Here is an 18,682-nt window from a genome sequence, read left to right on the forward strand (position 1 = left end):
TTACAAAAGAAACGTGTCAGAATGGAAACAATAAGGTAATGGATAACAGACAAGGAGGCAGAGTATGGTAGCCCTGACTGAACGAGTCCAACGCAGATTGACGGTGGAAAAGGTCGAAATTGCCTCTGATACAACGGCAATTCGATGCCTGGACTGGGATAGAGACCGTTTTGACATCGAATTCGGGCTCAAAAACGGTACAACTTACAACTCTTTCATCATTCGTGGCGAAAAAACTGCCCTCGTGGATACCTCGCACGAGAAGTTTCGCCAACAATATATGGAAACTCTGACGGGGGAAATTGACCCGAAAGAGATTGATTATCTAATTATCAGCCACACTGAACCAGACCACAGCGGTTTGGTGAAAGATGTGCTGGCTTTGGCGCCCCAGGCGATTGTGGTAGGGGCGAAAGTAGCAATTCAATTTTTAGAAAACCTGATACATCAGCCTTTTGAGCGACTTGTCGTGAAAAATGGGGACAAACTAGATTTAGGAAATGGCCACGTTATCGAATTTGTGTCGGCGCCGAATTTGCACTGGCCCGATACTATTTTCAGCTATGACAGCAAAACTCAGGTGATGTTCACCTGCGATGCTTTCGGGATGCACTACTGTTCTGATAGTACCTATGATGACGATTTAGCGGCGGTTGAGGAGGATTATCACTTTTATTATGAGTGTTTGATGGCTCCAAATGCTCGATCGGTACTCAGTGCAATGAAGCGGATGGCCGAGTTGGGAGAAATCGGTACGGTGGCAACCGGTCACGGGCCGCTGCTCAGGTACAATGTGGTGGAACTTACCGGACGTTACAAAAAGTGGAGCCAAGAACAAGCTAAGGCAGAAACCACTGTAGCGGTATTTTACACTTCCGATTACGGATTTAGCGATCGACTCGCTCAGGCGATCGCCCACGGGATTACCAAAACCGGTGTCGCTGTAGAAATGATGGACTTGAAAACCGCCGACTTGCAAGAAGTTCGGGAACTTGTCGGTACTGCTGCGGGGATTGTCATTTGTTCGCCACCGAGTAATGGCGCTGCTGCGGAGAATGCCGAAGCTGCTATTAACACAATTTTAGTTGCAGCTAACAACAAACAATCCTTCGGTTTGTGCGAATCCGGCGGTGGCGATGACGCATCAATTTATCCGCTGCGAAACAAGTTCAAAGAGTTGGGTTTGAAAGAAGCATTTCCCAACATTTTGATTAAAGAAGCGCCGACGGAAGCGATTTATCAAGTTTGCGACGAAGCTGGTACCGACTTGGGACAGTGGCTGTCGCGGGACAAGGCTGTCAAACAGATGAAATCCCTGGATAGCGATGTTGATAAAGCTTTGGGACGCATCAGCGGCGGATTGTACATTATTACTGCTCAAAAAGGCGAGGTTAGCAGTGCGATGTTGGCTTCTTGGGTGACGCAAGCCAGCTTTAAACCGCTGGGTTTAACTATAGCAGTTGCGAAGGATCGGGCGATCGAATCGATGATGCACGCGGGTGATAAATTTGTACTCAACGTGCTGGAAGAAGGCAATTATCAAAGCTTGATGAAGCACTTTTTGAAGCGTTTTGCCCCAGGTGCCGATCGATTTGCCGGAGTTAAAACTCAACCAGCTACCAACGGTTCTCCGATTTTGACCGATGCTTTGGCCTACATGGAATGCGAAGTGGTTAGCCGGATGGAACTTTCGGATCATCATATCGTATATGCGACGGTAGATAGCGGTCGCGTATCCAATCCCGAAGCACTGCCGGCAGTTCACCACCGCAAAGTCGGAAATCACTATTAGTCAGTTGACAGTTGTCAGTTGATAGTTGTCAGTTGATAGTTTACCTGTGGTAGGGACGGTGCCCCCGTGCCCGCCCTCTTAGTTATCACGAGTAAGACGGAAATTAAACCATCGAGTTTTTTGTATTTCTTGTCTGAATTAACATATAGCCTTTGTCAAAAAGATGAGGTATGACGGATAGCTTACATAACCACCCAGACCAAGAGGGCTGAAGCCCAACAACGTACCTTATCTTTCTGACAACATCTATACCCAAAATGTATTAGTAAGGTGCGTCAGCCGAAGTTTTATTCGAGTTAATCATCAACTATCTGCTGACGCACCCTACATTTAAACACAGGACGATGCTACTGTATTTCTTCCTTTCTCCCTCTGCGTCCTCTGCGTCCTCTGCGGTTAATAAAAAAAATCTCATTCACAAAATCAACAGTTTCCCCCTAGCAAACTTAATATAGATAGGTGCAATTAATGACTAACACTTTGACTCCCAGACTCGGATCTAATACCAAACCCCGCGACGTGCAGTTTGTCCCAATTGCCACCGATACCGCAGCAGTGCGATCGCGCACTTGGGACAGACTAAAATTTGAAGTAGAATATTCCCTGCAAAGGGGGACAACAGCCAACAGCTATCTCATTCAAGCTGACCAAACTGCTTTGTTCGACCCGCCAGGAGAATCTTTCACCCAAAATTATCTGGAATCTTTGCAGAAACGGGTGGACTTGAAAACGCTGGATTACATAATTTTGGGGCATTTCAATGCTAACAGATCCGTCACGATCAAAGCTTTGTTAGAATTGGCTCCGCAAGTAGCTTTTGTTTGCACGAATCCGGCGGCTATTGGTTTGCGATCGGCTTTTCCCGAACAAGAGTTAAATATTATGATCGTTCGGGGAGAAGAAACTCTCGATTTAGGTAAAGGTCACAAATTAAAATTCCTGGCGACTCCGACTCCGCGCTGGCCTGATGAACTTTGCACCTACGATCCGCAAACTCGAATCGTGTTCACTGACAAATTTTTTGGTTCTCACGTTTGCAGCGATCAAGTATTTGATGAAGGCTGGAGCGTTTACAGCGAAGATCGGCGCTATTATTACGATTCCCTGCACGCATCTCAGGCGAAACAAGTGCTGACAGCAATGGATAAATTAGCTGATTTGCCAACAGCATTTTATGCTCCCGGTCACGGCCCGATCGTCCGTTACGGCCTCCACGAATTGAGCAATTTGTATCGGGAATGGAGCCAACAACAAAATTCAAAGGACTTGACAGTTGCTTTGATTTATGCTTCGGCTTATGGCAATACTGCTACTTTGGCGCAGGCGATCGCCAAAGGGATTACGAAGGCCGGTGTTGCTGTAGAAAGCATCAATTGCGAATTTGCCGAACCGGGAGAAATTCAAGAGGCGATCGAGAAATGCGCCGGATTTATCATCGGTACTCCGACGCTAGCCGGACACGCGCCGACGCAAATTCAAACGGCTTTGGGCATTGTGTTGTCTACAGCAACTAAGAGCAAATTAGCGGGGGTTTTCGGTTCTTTTGGCTGGAGCGGCGAGGCGATCGACTTAGTGGAAGGAAAATTAAAAGATGCTGGCTATCGGATTGGATTTGAGCCGATTCGAGCCAAGTTTAAGCCGACGGCGGCGACGATTCACGAGTGCAAAGAAGCGGGAACGGATTTTGCTCAAGCTTTGATTAAGTCGCAAAAATTGCGGGCGCCGAAACCGCAGTTGACTGGTGGGAGCGATCGCACGGAACAAGCTGTAGGAAGATTGGTAGGTTCCCTGTGCGTACTGTCGGCGCGGCGCGGGGATGTCACGAGTGCGATGTTGGCTTCGTGGGTGTCGCAAGCCACGTTTAGCCCTCCGGGTTTGACGATTGCGGTGGCTAAAGATCGATCGATCGAAGCTTTGATGTACGCCGGAGATAAATTTGTGCTCAATATCTTAGCAGAAGGGCGACAGTTGCGGAAGTATTTCATGAAAAACTTTGCTCCGGGAGAAGACAGATTTGCCGGAGTTGAAACAACAGAAGCTAGCAACGGCTGTCCGGTTTTGACTGATGCTTTAGCTTATCTCGAATGCGAAGTGATCGGTCGGATGGAATGTGGCGATCACTGGGTGGTTTATGCGGCGGTTGAAAGCGGTCATTTGTTGAAAAATGACGGGGTGACAGCCGTACACTACCGGAAATCTGGGAGTCATTATTAAGTTGCATTAGGTACGTTGTTGGGCTTTAGCCCTCTTTCATAAGACTAGCAAAGAGGGCTAAAGCCCAACAACGTACCTTGGCCAGCCTTTTGGTAGTTTTATATATGCTATCCTGACAATTAAACCGCACCTTACAGCTTTTTACTTCTTTCTTCTACTAAGCCATTTTATTTAGTTCTGCTGCGGTTTGGTTGAGCAGTTCCGTACTGACTTTAACTTGAGCAAGGCTAGTAGCAGTTTCTGTTGCTCCTAAGTTAACATGGTTCATTGCTGCGAGCACTTGTTCAATTGCGATCGCCTGTTGGTTAGCATTCAGAGCAATTTGTTGATTGTTCAAAAATACCTTGTCTATCGCCTCTGCTACACCGGCAAAAATTTCTGTTGTCCCCCTAGCTTGTGTAATTCCTTGTGCTGCGGTTTTTGAACCTTCATCCGTTACCATCACCGTGTAGCCGATCGCAACTTGAATTTCTTTAGCTAGAGCATTAATTTTATCCGCTGATTGTTTGCTTTCATCAGCTAGCCGCCTAATTTCTGTCGCGACTACAGCAAAACCCTTGCCATTTTCCCCAGCACGCACTGCTTCCACAGCGGCATTAAGAGCTAGCATATTTGTTTGGTTAGCGAGATCGGCTACCAGGTCAGAAATCCCACTAATTTTAACAGTATTTTCGTTCAAGTATGTAATCTGTTTGGCGATCGCGTCTACTTTTTCTTGCAGAGTTACTATTCCCTTCATCGTCTTTTCTACAGATTGATTTCCAGACTCAGCTAGGGTTAGTGCTTGATGGGACGAGACTGCTGATGCTTCTGCTTGCTTGGCTGACATGGACGATGCAACACTTAACTCGTTCATCGTCGCAGTCGTTTGATTCACAGCATTGGCTTGCTGAGATATCGTGTATTCTTGTCGCTCGACTGCGGCAGTAATTTGCATGGAAGAAGAAACAATCTTTTTGACAGATTGCACTATCGGGTTAACAATATCGCGGCTGACGATCGCAGTCAAGATTGCTGCGGACAACAAAGCAAAACTCAGAGTACAGACTAGCAAAACTGTCAAACCCTGAATATTGGCTTCAATTTCCTGATGTTTTGTTTCGCCAACTTTTCGCTGGAGTTGGATTAGTTCTGAAAAAGCCTCAACTGTTTCGGCACCAAAAGGAGTTGTCGTAGCTGCGCGATACTCTGCTGCTTCCTTAAGTTTACCTGTTTGCTGCAACTCAAACCACTTAGGTCTGGCCGCAATATACCTGTGATAAGCATCTTGCAGCTTATGGAAAGCAACTTGCTCTTCTGCGGTGAGTTCCCCTTTGGCATATTCTCGCAGGTTATCGTCAATTATTTTGTATAATTGTGGCTCTTCGGTCAAAATGTCCGATCGCTTGGATGGTAAAACGATAAACTGTGGGAAGCCGTAACGCAGCTTCCATAAAGCTGACTCTGAGTTGGCTAGAGCCACCGTCCCCTTAACTTGATATGCGTACAATTTCTCCGCATCTTGTGCTAATTCCACAGTGTTCCGCCAACCCACAAATCCGACAACTGCGAGTAAAGCAGTCAAAGCTCCAAAGCTAGCCAACAATTTAGCCCGAATTCCTAAGTTCATTGTTTTTGCTAATTTGCAATAGAGTGTTTCCTAGCAGGGCTATTAATAGCAGTTATGGACGCACCAACATTCAATAGACTTGCATGGCATTCATTAGCTCGCTTTTCTTTGAATTATCTGCGTTCATCTGCGTCGATCTGCCTTACATCTGCGGTTGACTGATATGTTAACCGCAGATACAATTCCAGTCTAGTCAACTACTGTTTCAATTGTGGCGATCGCAATCCAGGATATTTTTGGGTCAATTATGGACGCAAGAACGCCACAGATTGGCTCTTCCCACATTGGGCGCCCTCGGTTTTTACTTGTTTTTATAGAGCTATTAAGCTATAAATTATACTTTTATACCGCGTGTTAAGTAATGAAAATTTTTTTAAAAGGCATAATTTATTACTGTAAGGATGGATTATTCTCAGTAATTATACTCTGTGAGCCTATTCCTAAGCGGGTGCGGAATGTGCGATCTCAAGCATGGCAATTTGCCATACCACAAAGTGCTTGTATAGCAGATTAGTGCATCCAGAATTCTTCGTCAAAAACGTTTTTGTGTACATTCCAGCAAAGTTCGATCGCCCGTTGCGACCTTAGCTAGCTAGAATGTCCAATTTGGATTCAAACAAATAACTGGCTTATCCTTACTTTTCCTCAGCAGTCTGGGACGGCCAGAGATAGATAGCGCCAGAAATTAAAGTTAAACCCACAGAAACCCAAAACGCAATTAATGCCGGAACGTTCCAGTCTTCGGAGAGGGGAGCGATTAAAAGTGCGATCGCCACAATCTGACTCACCGTCTTCAACTTGCCCCAAATATTAGCTCCCGAAATCGTAGTTTTATTAACACGCCACCCCGCAATTGTCAACTCCCGCCCCAAAATTAAAAACACTGCCCAAGCCGGGACTTTACCCAACTCAATCAATACTAAAAGCGGCGCGAGTACCAACAATTTATCCACCAAAGGGTCGAGAAATTTGCCCAAATCGGTAATTTGGTTCAGCTTTCTAGCCAAATACCCGTCCAGCCAATCAGTAGCTGCGGCTACCACAAAAATCGCGGTACAAATCCAACGGCTTTGCGCGCTTGGGTCGTACAAACCGTAGAGCAGAAACGGCACTCCCAGCAAGCGAGAAAAAGTAATCAAATTAGGCAAATTCATAAGACAGTTAATAGTTGACAGCGTTAATCAGTTGACAGTTGACAGTTGACAGTTGACAGCGTTAATCAGTTGACAGTTGACAGTTGAGCGCAGTCGAAGGGTTGACAGCTTGCCCCCCGATCGCACTTGAAGAGTTAACAGTTGACAGTTGACCAAAAGAAGAAAGATAAAGGAATAGAAAACAATTAAGGGCAAGCTTGTAAAAAGCTTGCCCTTAATTTAGCATTTTTTGGTAGCTGTTTAACTTTGAGCAAAACAGCTTTTAACTTAATATTCATCTAATCGAAGCTCACAAAAAACAACCCAAAACAACCGATCGACTAAATCGATTAACACGCACCCTGTTTATTCAATACAACCCAAATAGTTTTGCAAATCAGGCTGATGTCGTAGACAACAGACCACTTGCGCTGATAGTCTAGATCCATGCGGACAATATCGTCAAAGTCTTTAACTCCAGAGCGTCCGTTGACTTGCCACTCCCCAGTCAGACCGGGTTTGACATTTAAACGCTGCCAGTGAAAATCGCCGTAGCCTGCGACCTCATCGGGAGTTGGTGGTCGAGTTCCCACCAAACTCATGTCCCCGACTAGCACGTTCCAGAATTGAGGCAACTCGTCCAAACTTGTGCACCGCAAAAAGCTGCCGATGGGGGTAATTCGCGGGTCATTGTCATTCTTGAAAATGTGACCCTTGGCTTGGTTGGTAACTAGGTGTTTGAGATTTTCTGCACCTACAACCATCGATCGAAATTTCCAGATTCTGAAATGCCGTCCTTTGAAGCCACAGCGAACCTGACTGTAGAGGAGCGGGCCCGGACTGTCCAACAGCATCACCAGCGCTACCGGCACGGCCACCGCCACAGCAATTGCCAATCCTAGCAACGAGCCCAAAATATCGATCGACCGCTTGACCTTACTTGTTACGGATCGGTGAAGTGGCTGTTTTGATACACAAACTCTGTAAGTAGGTTTCGGAATAAATAACGAAAGCATTTCTGATAACACTGATAATTTAGAAGCACCCATCACAAATTTCATCTGATTAGTCTCAAGATTTAACACGATCTCACGTCTATCTTATGAAACTCTCCCGATCGCGAGAAGAGGAACTCCAGGGCTTTGCACAATCTTTAAAAAGCTGCTACTCTTTTATAAAGTTTGTGTGTATTTATTTTAAAAATGTATAAACTTTAGGTAAAATTAACTAGATTCAACAAAAAAAGTGAGTTTTTGAGCGCCACAAACCCGGTTTTTATAAGCAATATTCGAGAAGAAAGGGAGAATTTGCCTCAGAAAACCGGTTTTTTTGCAGTTTACCAGAAAGAATCGGTTGAAAGCCCCAAGCAAGCCTTCGAGGGAGAAAATAAAATCAGACTATTCATTACTCCAATCTTCGGACTTCTAGGTAGAGGTCGCTCTCCTTCGGTCAAGCGGTCAACTGTCAACTGTCAACTGTCAACTGTTTACCGATCGATATCCGTGGGAATATCCCAAGCAATTGTTAGTGGCTCCAACAATTTTTGCTGGCTGCTAGAGGCAAGTTTACCTAAATATTCGCGAACAACAGAGGCGTGTTCCACATTCAAACGATAACCCCGCGACACATCTTCAAAGAAAAGCGGCTCCGCCAAAATTGCTTGCCAATCCGGATTTTGTCTCGACTCCTCGGCTAGCAGCATAAAATCTTCCTCCTCTGGCAAAAGCCCCGCCGGCAATCTTCCTTCCAAAATCCCCAGAATTCGGGGCTCGCAGGTGCGGGTGTTCACGCCCTGGCGTTCGAGCAACTGCAAAATTTCCTCAAAGCTCAGAGTTTTTGGGCCCAAAATCTGCATTAATTCCCACAGCAGAAAAAAGTCGCTGTACTGTTGCTGTCGCACATCCAAAATTTGAGGATAGAGAGCTAAACTTGCCAACCCGCAGGCAACTTGACCGCTTTTTTTTGAAGAGTTTGTGCTTTGAAATACGGAATTTGAGGCGAAATTGTAAATTTCCGAAATATCTCGATCGCTCTCCAATTCGCGATCTTGAACCACGATCGCATTCGGCAGCTTTTGCCGCAACCAGCGGGCGATCGCAGGCCAACCACCCATGCCCCCAGTACAAATCGCCTGATTGATTCCCGCCGGCGACATTCCCGCACGGCTGAGTAAAGCATTCAATTCACGATTCAACTGCTGTACAAAAGGCACTAAAACCAAACTTTCTAAATCTCGACGCTTCACTTCCCAATGCTGCTGGTCAATATCAAAAGCAAAAGTTTCTTGATGTTGCAAAATAACTTTCAAATGCCTTGCCACCTCTAACAATTGCAGGCCAAAATCTGAAGCTTGCAACCGCTGCTGCAATTGATAGCGACTCGGTAAATCTGGATGACCAGGACGCGGCAAATCGATCGACATTCCCCAAGTTTCATTCTTAGCCAACAACTGACAAATAATATCCTGATCGAAAGCATTGCCAGCCGCATCAAAACTTTGGCAAGTAAAATCAGCACGAGTTAAATTTTGAAGATTTTCCGGCAACTCAACTACAGCTAATTCCACCGTGGCAGCCCCCGCATTCACAATCAAAGTTCCCCCGCTAAAAGAGGAAGCATTAACAGTTAGCGGTGCAGCTTCTGCAAGGGAGCTTTCAATAGTATCCACCGCCGCAGATTGCTCTCCTGTGGCATTTTTCATAGGAGTTACAGCAGCAACCAAAGTGGCGATCGCATCGGGAACCACAAAAATTTGCGCCCCCGAAGCCACCAGATCCGCGCCCAAAACAGCCTCCCGCAGGTTAAACCCATAGGCCTGAGACCAGCTCGCAGGAGTCCCCAAAATCACAGCCTGCAAGTCTTGCAGCGCCGCATCCAGAATTTCTGGCGTCAGTCCCGAAGCTTTACAGATTAAATGGGAAATTGGCAATAGAGCAGAATTCGCCTCCGGGCTGGCAAAATCCAAAACTTCCGGCGATGTGCGAAATTTTTGCCCCTGGTGCTTCCGATTCAAAGTAGCCAGCAGCGCCCGCACAGCGTGCAGCGGTATGGCGATCGACACAGCCAGATCGGATGACCACTGCAACAGCGGTTCGTACATCCCACCAGCTTCCCGCTGATAAGGAATGCCCACCTTTAAAGGCAATTTAAAATTTTGCAATAAAAATTCTCCCGCACGCAAATCCAACTGCGGGGATCCCACCGACTTGACTGTCACCTGCGGGCCACTGGTGGCGGTTGGGGCTGTTTCCTCGATCGCCGCGACTGAGGGAATCCGAAAGCTGGCGCTGGCTGCGGAAACCTCAGCCTGGGCTGTTTCCCAGTAAATTGGGTGCAACTGGCCGCTGGCGCGATCGAGCAAAGCCGCCGATAGCCCGCTGGAACCAAAATCAAGGCCCAAATACCAGCGAGAATTCGGGCGTTTTTGGGATGGAGAGGATGAAGGGGCGATCGCACCTGGAACAGAATGCAGCGCTGACTCTTGCTGCTGCGGAACACCAAATTCGCTAGCTTCGGTTATCTCCTCAACAACCCCGGCTTTACTCTGTCTGGAAATTAGGTTTTTTTTTTGACTTTTTGGAGGATTTGACGGCAGTTCCTCGGTTTCCGGAGTTTGGGCCACTTCTGGATCGGTATCCTTCAAACTCGCCAAAATCTCGTCTAGCGTCAAATTCGATTCATCTTCACCAGCAAACAAATCATCCTCAAGTTCATCCTCCAAAACAAAGGGTTCATCTTCAGATGAAAGTTCCAACTCATCGGAGAACAAATCCTCCAGCGATCCGAGTTCTTCCTCCGCCACTTCGGCAAAGGGATTGTCTGCACCGCCGTCGGGGGAACTCGCCAATAAATCCAAGTTGTTAGAAGCACTTGAAGTCGATCGCCTTGGAGCATTACGATCCGAACCCTCGAGATTGTAGAGGTCTGCCTCCAACAGTTCCATCGTACTCACATCCAACTTGAGAGCTCGATCGAGGTCATCTTCTAATGCCTCAACCGGCAGCAAATCCTCCTCCGGCGAAGCTTGGATGTAAACATCGTTGAGCCCTTGGGACGAGCTTCCAAAATCTCCAGTTTGAACATCACGGGCACTGGGTACGCGGGGGTTCCTGGGTTGGTTCGAGCTAATTCGATCGCCCGCGCTCGCAGTCGGGGGATGAGGCTCAGGATGTGGCCCCGGCACAGCAGCAGTGTCGAAATGCTCGCCTAGGTTTTGAGCCATTTCTAGATTTTCTCGATCGTCCAAATCAAGTTGCGGCTCGATCGAACTTAAGGCTGACGGTGCTGAAACTTCAGCTACTGTTGTAACTTGCGGTTCAAATAAATCTTCAGTATCTAAAGTTAGAGTCTCTACAGAATTACCGATTGCAAATTCTGAATCTTCATCTGCTAGAACATCTTCCAGCGATTCGCCTTCATCCAGTAGATTTGCAAACAAATCTTCCGCAGAATTTAGGGGTTCTGTAGTTTCACGCTCTGCCACTGGTGGAGATGGTACCGCTTCTGTGGCGGCAGAACTTTCCGTATTTTCGATCGTAAAATCTTCCAGTTCTAATTCTAGTTCTGCGACTGTTTCTCCCGCGAACAAACTAGCGTACAAATCCTCAACATTTTCGTCATTTTCTGCTAATAAATTTTCCGAATCAGCACCCGAAAAGCGAGTTACCTGTGGAGGGATTTCCGGTGAAGAACCGAACAAATTATCTTCCAAATCCGGAAGCGAGAGAGGGGTTTCAATGCGATCGCGATCGCGCCTCAACTTTCCGAATTGCGAAGAAATTTCTGTCCCGGCGTAGGGCAATCTGTCTTGTTCTCCGAGTTCGCCACTGTGCTCTTCACTTTCGGCATCGGCTGATGAGTGAATCTTGGTATTTGAGAAGCCACCAGTAGCAACAGAGCGATCGGATGCGGTTGGGGATCCTGTTTCGACATTTGCCAGGGCGATCGGCTGCTGCACGTAGGAAGAGGCTTCTCGTCCCAACTGTGCGACCAAGTGATTGACAAAAGTCGCGAACATTGCCTCGCTCTGCTGGCTCAAACCATGCATATTTTCAAGTCCTTGGGACAAGGAAGCTTGATAGCTTTGCAGATTTGCTTCCAAAGCCTCGAACACAATACCCATCGTAGAATCGAGCCTCATCAGCAGACTGTCAGCACTAGCTTGGAACCGTTGCATTTGCTCCAATCTCTGAGCCGGTGTTAGCAGCGGGAGTTCTTCTGAGGTTTGTGCGGTTAAAGCCGATTGCTGCGATTGTGCGCCAGTGCTTGGTAATAATTGATTTTCTAGGCCGCCCAAAATTTGGGATAAATCGCGATCCAAAGTTTCTTCCAAGCGCCCCGTCAGTACCTGCAAGAATTCAGAAATGATTTGCTGTTGGTTTGCTTGTTGCTGAGCTAGGGATTGTTGTTGCTGCCGTTTTGCTTCTAGCTGTTTGATTTCTTGAATGAGGGCTTGTTGCTCTTGTCGCAGAGCTACTATTTCTTCTTGGAGCGGCCCCGTCAAACCCGATCGCAGGTTGGTGATTTCCTCGGTGACGGCAAGCATAATTTGCTCTGTTGCTGAGGGGCGATCGATCCTCGGGGGCATTTTGGGTACTGGAACTGGTTCCGGGCGGACAGTTGGGCTGGCGGGCCCCTTGCGGGCAGTTACCTTTGACTCCGAGGAAACCAGATAAGTGCGAACTCGCTCTAAAAGCTGGCGCTGGTGGACAGTATCGATCGAACCCGTCCAAGGCAAGCGGGGTGCGGGCTTGCTGAGTACCTCATCAATCTCAGCAATCAGTGCTTGAATTTTGTACTTCTGAGAATTCAAGGGCGGAACCTCTGGGAATGCGGCTAGAGAGAAATTTTAATTGAAAAAAGATTGAAATCAGGCGGCAGCTATGCCAATAGATAGAATCATCTGAATGCGAGTCGGTCAATAATTGACTAATATTTGCTGACAACTTTGAATTAACCGATACTTTTTTGCTAATATTTACTAACAAACACACAAGCTAAACAGCCAAAAAGCTGTGTAACCAAGGCGTATCAACCAATGCCCGAAGGAAGATCCCACGAGCACCATTTAGATCCCGGTTCATCTGATTCCCATCAGAATCTTTAATCGTTCTGCTACCACCAATCTTTTTGACCTCTCCAGTCCATGAAACAGTCTTTGAAGTGTAGGCTTCATTAATAGAAGTTAAAGCAACTTTGCCCTGCTCCCAAGCTTTCCACTCTAGATGCTTTTTGAACTGATAATGACTCAAAGTCAGCATTTGACGAACAGTTTTAGAGCGAATCTTGCGACGTGACTTGCTCACCATCTGAGAAGACTCAAATGATGGAAGTAAGATCGCGTCAAAATTATCAACTAAAAACTTAGCAATCTTCTGATGCAACTCTTTGACAAGATGTTGAATCCTAGACTTCAATCTGTCCGCTGCTTTCTTGAATTTTTTGCGTTGTCTGCTAGAGGCTTTACTCATTCTTGAACTCAACTTATCGACGCGGAAACACAACTTTTGAATCCAAAGATTAGAATCATTTCCCAGCCATCCATAGGAAGACTCAGAAAAGAAAGTCATGAACGTTCTAACACCGGGGTCTAAGGCAACCACGCGACCTTGGTTGTCGGTCTGACGTGGTTGCACTTCTTCAGATACAACAATGTAATACTCGCCATAGGCAAGGGTTAATTGTCCGTCGCTGAAGTCTTTGGGTAATGCCTCTTTCAGCTTTGACTGACCCAATTTTGTGTAATAAATTCCTTGCGTCCCAATGGCGGACTTCGGAATACAAATAGACTGTTTTGTATTTTTTCGACTGCGAAATTTGCAACTACAAATCTTTCCAGTTTTCTTGAAATCTGCTTTGGCTTTTTTGACAGCCACACAAGCATCTTTAATGGCAATAGATTTTATTTGAAACGGTACTGGTTTTGCCCAATCAGGCAGCCCATTGAGTATTTGCGTTTTAATTGACATCCAATTGGCTTTGGTGCCTGGTTGCTGCAAGTATTTGATAGTTGTGTTGTAGACATAACGACTAACTCCCAACCATTGCTTGAGTATTGCCTTTTGTTCAGGGCTTAGGAATAGTCGGATCTTCTTTGATTTTCTGGCTGTAGATTCTGAGGCCGTGCATTCGGCAACTAAAGACGTGAAGGATGGCAAGAAGATCGGCTGTAAGTTCGGATTCGCTCGCGTGAACAGGATTTGAGAGAACCACGATTTCTCCACCGTTTTGTTTTGCCATGAACTCGAAAAGTTCAAATCCGAATCTGCACAATCTGTCTCGACAGGTAACAACAACCGTGAGCTTATCCCCGCGCATAAATCTGACCAGTAAGGCTTGCAGTCCTTTTCTTTTGAAGTTAAGTCCAGAGCCAATGTCTTGGATGATTTCCGAGTCTGGGTATCGCTGTCGCATGAATTCGACTTGTCTAGCAAGGTCATCTTTTTGCTTGGCACTACTGACTCGACAGTAGCAGATGACTGAACAGATTTTTCCATTGGATTGGTAAGACTCAACGTCGTAGAGGCGCTGCCCTGCTCCATTTTTGATTGATTTAATCTGTCCTTCATCTGCGTACTTCCTCAAGGTGTTTGGATGCAAGCCTAGGAATTCGACTGCTTTTCTAAGTGGTATGTATGCCATTCACCAAAGATACTGCATCTGGCAGCATATGTGAATGATTGTTAGAAAATCAACTACTGTATGTCAACCTTTTGCTTTTGCCTTCGGTTGACTTCTATTGCCATGATAGGTTAGGCGGTACTTCCGCATCAAATGCCCGCTTCTGTTGACTGCAAGTCCTCTCAAATTCTGCGACTGCTTTCCTGGTTTCCGGACACACACAGGCTATACCCGAAGACGGATAGTCGCGCGCGAACTGCCAGTGCCTCACCCATAACCCGGAGTTGGCGTCGGTGGCTGGGTGCGAGTCTCTCCTCAGGTAATGCGGTAAATTTTTGTTTCCATCTTTCACAGACTTGTGAAAAACCTCAAACAATCTGCGATTTGGGATTCTCGGATTCAGGCTTGTCCCCATGCAGTCGATTTGAGCAACCTTTCATGATAGCTTTCGATCTGTGTTCATGGCTAGAGATTAATGGTACAATAATCTCGGGGTAGCATAAAAAATTGCTCGAAACTGCGTCGGTTTCGGTTGCCAAGAGTGCCAACCTTTAGACTGGGAATTGGTGTGGATTTTCTTGGTAGTGCTGACATTTGACTGGTTCCAGAGAGTTGCAATCGGATGTGGTCGCTGTCTGTCCCGTTGGCGGACTTGTGCTTCCGCTAGCCGATCGACTGTCGGGCCTGCTGACAACAAATCTCTCAGCAGTGTTAAGCTTGTCATCGCGAAGTCATTGTCTTCGCTAACTCGATCGCTCAGTCCCTTGCTGCGCTGCTAAAATTTTGTTAATAAAATTTACTCGGCGGTATGTATCTAAACAATTATGGTATAGTCTTTAGTTTCTAGCTCCCAATCAGAGCTTGAGGCTATAAAAAATATGCTGAGAACCCCGTCCTTTCAAGACGGACATGAAAGCTAACAGGAGGCTAAGGCAATGCCAGTGACAAGAGTGAGATTTCGTTATTGTCATAGTATCTACAAAATGATATAATATTTTGTAGAGCTAGTCAAGAATCATGCTAAATCTCAGTTACGAGTACAAACTAAAGCCGACACAGAAGCAAATTTCTCAAATCGAAATAACTCTGGTAATTTGTCGTAAGGTTTGGAACTACGCATTGAGAGAACGTAAAGACTGGATTAACTCTCGTAAATGTCCGATTAATGCTTGCTCGATCGCTCGCGAGTACATTATTCCGGCTGATGCTCCCTACCCAAATTATTACAATCAGGCAGCGGAGCTAACCAAAGCTAAAGAGTTGTTTCCCGAACTTAAAACGGTTAACGCAAAAAGATGCTTCAACAGGTGTTAAGAAAGCTGGAAACAGCCTTCCTAGACATGAAACGTAAGGGAATGGGATTCCCAAGATTTAAGAATAAATACCGAATGCGGTCGTTTGTATTTCCCCAAATGCTCAAAAATTGCCTCCAAGGAAATACTATTAAACTCCCACAGTTAGGCATTGTTGAATTCATTAAATCAAGAGAGATTCCTAATGGGTTTGCGATCGAGCAAGCTCAAATTGTCCGGAAGGCTAGTGGATATTTCGTCATACTTTTCTTAGAATGTGATGTTAATGTTCCTCAACCCGTTGCACAGGGATTCCCCGTTGGCATAGATCTAGGTTTAGACCAATTTTTAGCAACTTCTGAAGGCAAATTAGTTAAACGTCCTAAGTTTCTCAAGATCGAACACCGCAAGCTTAAATTGCTGCAACGTCGGCTCAAGAACAAGAAGAAAGGCTCTAACAACCGTCATAAGTTGAATAGAAAAATTGCTAGGCTGCATCAGCGTGTTACTGATACCAGAAAAGATTGGCAGTTTAAATTAGCTCATGACCTAGCTCTAGATGCGGGAATGATATTTGTTGAAGATATCGATTTTCGAGTCTGGGCAAAAGGTAGGTTTGGCAAACACACCTTAGATGCTGGTTTCGGTCAATTCATCGCGATTCTGTCGTGGGTGTGCTGGAAACGGGGAGTACATTTTGAGAAGGTAAACAAGGATTACACTTCTCAGGTTTGTCCGAATTGCGATCGTCACACTGGCAAGAAAGCACTTAACGAACGAGTGCATAATTGCCCTGAGTGTGGGTATACAACACATCGAGATGTAGCAGCCGCTCAAGTTATTCGGTTTTCAAGGATTGTCGGCGGAGGGACGCTTCGTAGACATTAAAGAAATTGCCTGTGGAGGCGGTCTGACGGGGACCGGAAACGGTCTAGTTAAGAGCCTAAGAGACAGGAAGAAGAAAGCGTGAAGGTGTGGATGCGATCGCACCGGAATGCAACCTTTGAGAATTCCCGCGCATTTATGCCGGGGATCGCGTCAATAATTCCCATATTCGACCTTTGACCGCAAAACTTTAGAGGAAAAATTGCCGATTTTTAGATCCTTGTTCCTCAAATGCTTGAATCTCAAATCGCTCGAATGACTCGGCTGCAAGCTATTTCTAACTGCCCAGCGCAGCTCAAGCGCATAAATTAAGATGATGGCCTCATGGAAGACCGCTTTAACGCCCGAGATCCGCAGTCAAATATAAATCAATTGATAGTTTCTACTCCTTTTTTTGCAGGTTTGCCTGACCCTGTAATCGAGAGAGCAACTGTCCACATCGTTACCCGCAGTCATCCGTCGAATCAAGTGATTTTACTAGAAAATGACTGGGGAACATCAGTGTATTTTATATTGGATGGTTGGGTGAAAATTCGCACCTACAATCTAGACGGAAAAGAAGTAACGCTGAATATTTTAGGGAAAGGAGAACTGTTCGGGGAAATGGCAGCGATCGAAGAAGCACCGCGATCGACAGATGTCATCACCCTAGCCCCGACACTGATCGGCAATATGCCAGCTCAAGATTTTGTGCAACTCATTCATACCGAGCCCCTCGCAGGCATTCGGCTAGCTCAACTGATGGCCCGCCGCCTGCGGCAAGTCAACCGCCGCCTGCGTTTGCGAGAGTCTGACAGTACCTCGCGAGTAGCAGATATTCTATTATTTTTGGCAGAGGGGCAAGGGAAAAAAATGTCCAGTGGAGGTACAGAAATTCCCAACCTGCCGCACAGAGAATTAAGTAGCCTCAGCGGGCTGGCTCGGGAAACGGTAACGCGAGTGCTGAGCAAGCTGGAAAAAAAAGGAACTATTCAGCGCGAACGTGACGTTTTGTGCATTCCCGACCTACACGCCTTGGAACGTCTGTTAGTCTAGAAGTATCAGAGATTGTTAATTTGAATCTCCTTCAACAGCACTCTCTGTTAACTAACGGATATTGATGATTTCCCGCCAGAGGTAAAGCTGTGAGTTTTAAGAAAATTTTCGCCGCCGTCGATGATTCTGAACTTGGCCGCCGCGTCTTCAGTCAAGCCTTAGAATTAGCCTCGATCGATCGAGCTAAGATGATGCTATTTCACTGCGTTACTGTCAACTCGCTGGGCGAGACGGCAGTGCCAATTCCGGTAGATTTGGGCTTGAATGCCGAGTTAATGGATCAAGCTTATCAAGCTCAACGTTTGCGGCTGGAAAGGGAGGTAAAACAGTCTGAGGGTTTGCTGAAAAATTATAGCGAGGTCGCAGCCAAACAAGGATTGGAGGTGGAATTTGACTGCCAAATGGATGGCGATCCGGGGCATTGTGTCTGCGAACACGCCCAAACTTGGGGTGCAGATTTAATAGTAGTGGGGAGGCGCGGCCGCACGGGGCTTACAGAAGCTTTCCTCGGGAGTGTGAGCAATTATGTCGTTCACCACGCATCTTGTTCGGTATTTGTAATTCAGGAAGTCAAAGCTGAAAAATGATGCTGCTGAAAATTTTCCTGAGAAAATCAATCTAAAATAAGACTGGCGTTCCTACCTAAACCTGGTTTGTGCGAAAAATATTAAATTGGGTGGCGAGGCCTCCAAATAGTGAAACCGGAAATTAATCTTATGGCACGCCAGTGCCGTAAAATATCAAACTTTATTCAGTTGACAATTGACAGTTGACCGCTTGAGGGCGACCTCTACCTAGAAGGAAGAAGATTGGATTCAAAAGTTGACAGTTGACAGTTGACAGTTGACAGTTGACAGTTGACAGTAAAAAAGCGACCTCTATCTTTAAGTATGAGGATTCGAGTAATTAATCGTCTGATTTTAATTTCTCCCTCGAAGAGTTGCGGCTTTAAACCTATTCTTTATGGTAAAATATTAAATCGGAAAATCGGGAATTCAGATTTGTAGCACGCAAGTCCTGTAAAATCTACAATCTAAAATCGGAAAATTTCAAATCAGGAATCAGACTTGTAGCACGTAAGTCCTGTAAAATCTAAAATCGG

The 18,682-nt window shown here is 46.0% G+C and carries 13 protein-coding genes; 6 read left to right on the forward strand and 7 right to left on the reverse strand.

Annotation, left to right across the window (positions count from 1 at the left end; translation table 11 throughout):
• The first annotated feature begins 64 nt into the window (after nt 1-64).
• On the forward strand, nt 65-1,792 hold the full coding sequence (locus tag QZ938_RS02185) for a diflavin flavoprotein (RefSeq protein WP_293347212.1): 1,728 nt from the start codon (nt 65-67) through the stop codon (nt 1,790-1,792).
• A gap of 468 nt (nt 1,793-2,260) precedes the next feature.
• A complete protein-coding gene (locus tag QZ938_RS02190) occupies nt 2,261-4,006 on the forward strand; it encodes a diflavin flavoprotein (protein ID WP_293152268.1) in 1,746 nt (581 codons plus the stop codon).
• A gap of 157 nt (nt 4,007-4,163) precedes the next feature.
• Here the strand turns inward: QZ938_RS02190 and QZ938_RS02195 are convergent, their stop codons facing one another.
• The 7 genes from QZ938_RS02195 to QZ938_RS02225 form a co-directional block, all read right to left on the reverse strand.
• Complete coding sequence (locus QZ938_RS02195) at nt 4,164-5,615, reverse strand: methyl-accepting chemotaxis protein (protein WP_293152272.1); 1,452 nt, start codon at nt 5,613-5,615, stop codon at nt 4,164-4,166.
• A 635-nt stretch (nt 5,616-6,250) separates the two neighbouring features.
• Nucleotides 6,251-6,769 carry a CDP-diacylglycerol--glycerol-3-phosphate 3-phosphatidyltransferase gene (gene pgsA, locus QZ938_RS02200; RefSeq protein WP_293152275.1) on the reverse strand — a complete coding sequence of 173 codons (519 nt, stop codon included), beginning with the start codon at nt 6,767-6,769 and terminating at the stop codon, nt 6,251-6,253.
• A gap of 329 nt (nt 6,770-7,098) precedes the next feature.
• Nucleotides 7,099-7,809, reverse strand: a complete 711-nt coding sequence (locus QZ938_RS02205) for a sugar transferase (protein WP_293347215.1) — start codon at nt 7,807-7,809, stop codon at nt 7,099-7,101.
• A gap of 425 nt (nt 7,810-8,234) precedes the next feature.
• Nucleotides 8,235-12,560 (reverse strand): hypothetical protein, encoded by a 4,326-nt coding sequence (locus QZ938_RS02210; protein ID WP_293347218.1) that lies wholly within the window; start codon nt 12,558-12,560, stop codon nt 8,235-8,237.
• A 184-nt stretch (nt 12,561-12,744) separates the two neighbouring features.
• Entirely contained in the window at nt 12,745-13,905 is a 1,161-nt protein-coding gene (locus tag QZ938_RS02215; protein ID WP_293347221.1) for a transposase, read from the reverse strand.
• Nucleotides 13,814-14,389 carry an IS607 family transposase gene (locus tag QZ938_RS02220; RefSeq protein ID WP_293152287.1) on the reverse strand — a complete coding sequence of 192 codons (576 nt, stop codon included), beginning with the start codon at nt 14,387-14,389 and terminating at the stop codon, nt 13,814-13,816. The genes QZ938_RS02215 and QZ938_RS02220 overlap by 92 nt, the downstream gene beginning before the upstream one ends.
• 451 nt (nt 14,390-14,840) lie before the next feature.
• Nucleotides 14,841-15,092: a hypothetical protein gene (locus tag QZ938_RS02225; RefSeq protein ID WP_293152291.1), complete on the reverse strand. Its 252-nt coding sequence runs from the start codon at nt 15,090-15,092 to the stop codon at nt 14,841-14,843.
• Between the two features lie 293 nt (nt 15,093-15,385).
• Here QZ938_RS02225 and QZ938_RS32975 point away from each other — a divergent pair, with 293 nt between their 5' ends.
• From QZ938_RS32975 to QZ938_RS02240, 4 genes are all read left to right on the forward strand, one after another.
• Nucleotides 15,386-15,682, forward strand: coding sequence for a helix-turn-helix domain-containing protein (locus QZ938_RS32975; RefSeq protein WP_363318765.1), 297 nt, complete (start codon nt 15,386-15,388; stop codon nt 15,680-15,682).
• Between the two features lie 26 nt (nt 15,683-15,708).
• Nucleotides 15,709-16,548 carry a transposase gene (locus QZ938_RS02230; RefSeq protein ID WP_363318766.1) on the forward strand — a complete coding sequence of 280 codons (840 nt, stop codon included), beginning with the start codon at nt 15,709-15,711 and terminating at the stop codon, nt 16,546-16,548.
• Between the two features lie 321 nt (nt 16,549-16,869).
• Nucleotides 16,870-17,580: a Crp/Fnr family transcriptional regulator gene (locus QZ938_RS02235; protein WP_293152297.1), complete on the forward strand. Its 711-nt coding sequence runs from the start codon at nt 16,870-16,872 to the stop codon at nt 17,578-17,580.
• Nucleotides 17,581-17,669: 89 nt separating this feature from the next.
• On the forward strand, nt 17,670-18,167 hold the full coding sequence (locus QZ938_RS02240; RefSeq protein WP_293152300.1) for a universal stress protein: 498 nt from the start codon (nt 17,670-17,672) through the stop codon (nt 18,165-18,167).
• The last annotated feature ends 515 nt before the right edge of the window (nt 18,168-18,682 follow it).

This window comes from Microcoleus sp. CAWBG27 (genome assembly GCF_020883145.1).
Lineage (GTDB): Bacteria > Cyanobacteriota > Cyanobacteriia > Cyanobacteriales > Microcoleaceae > Microcoleus.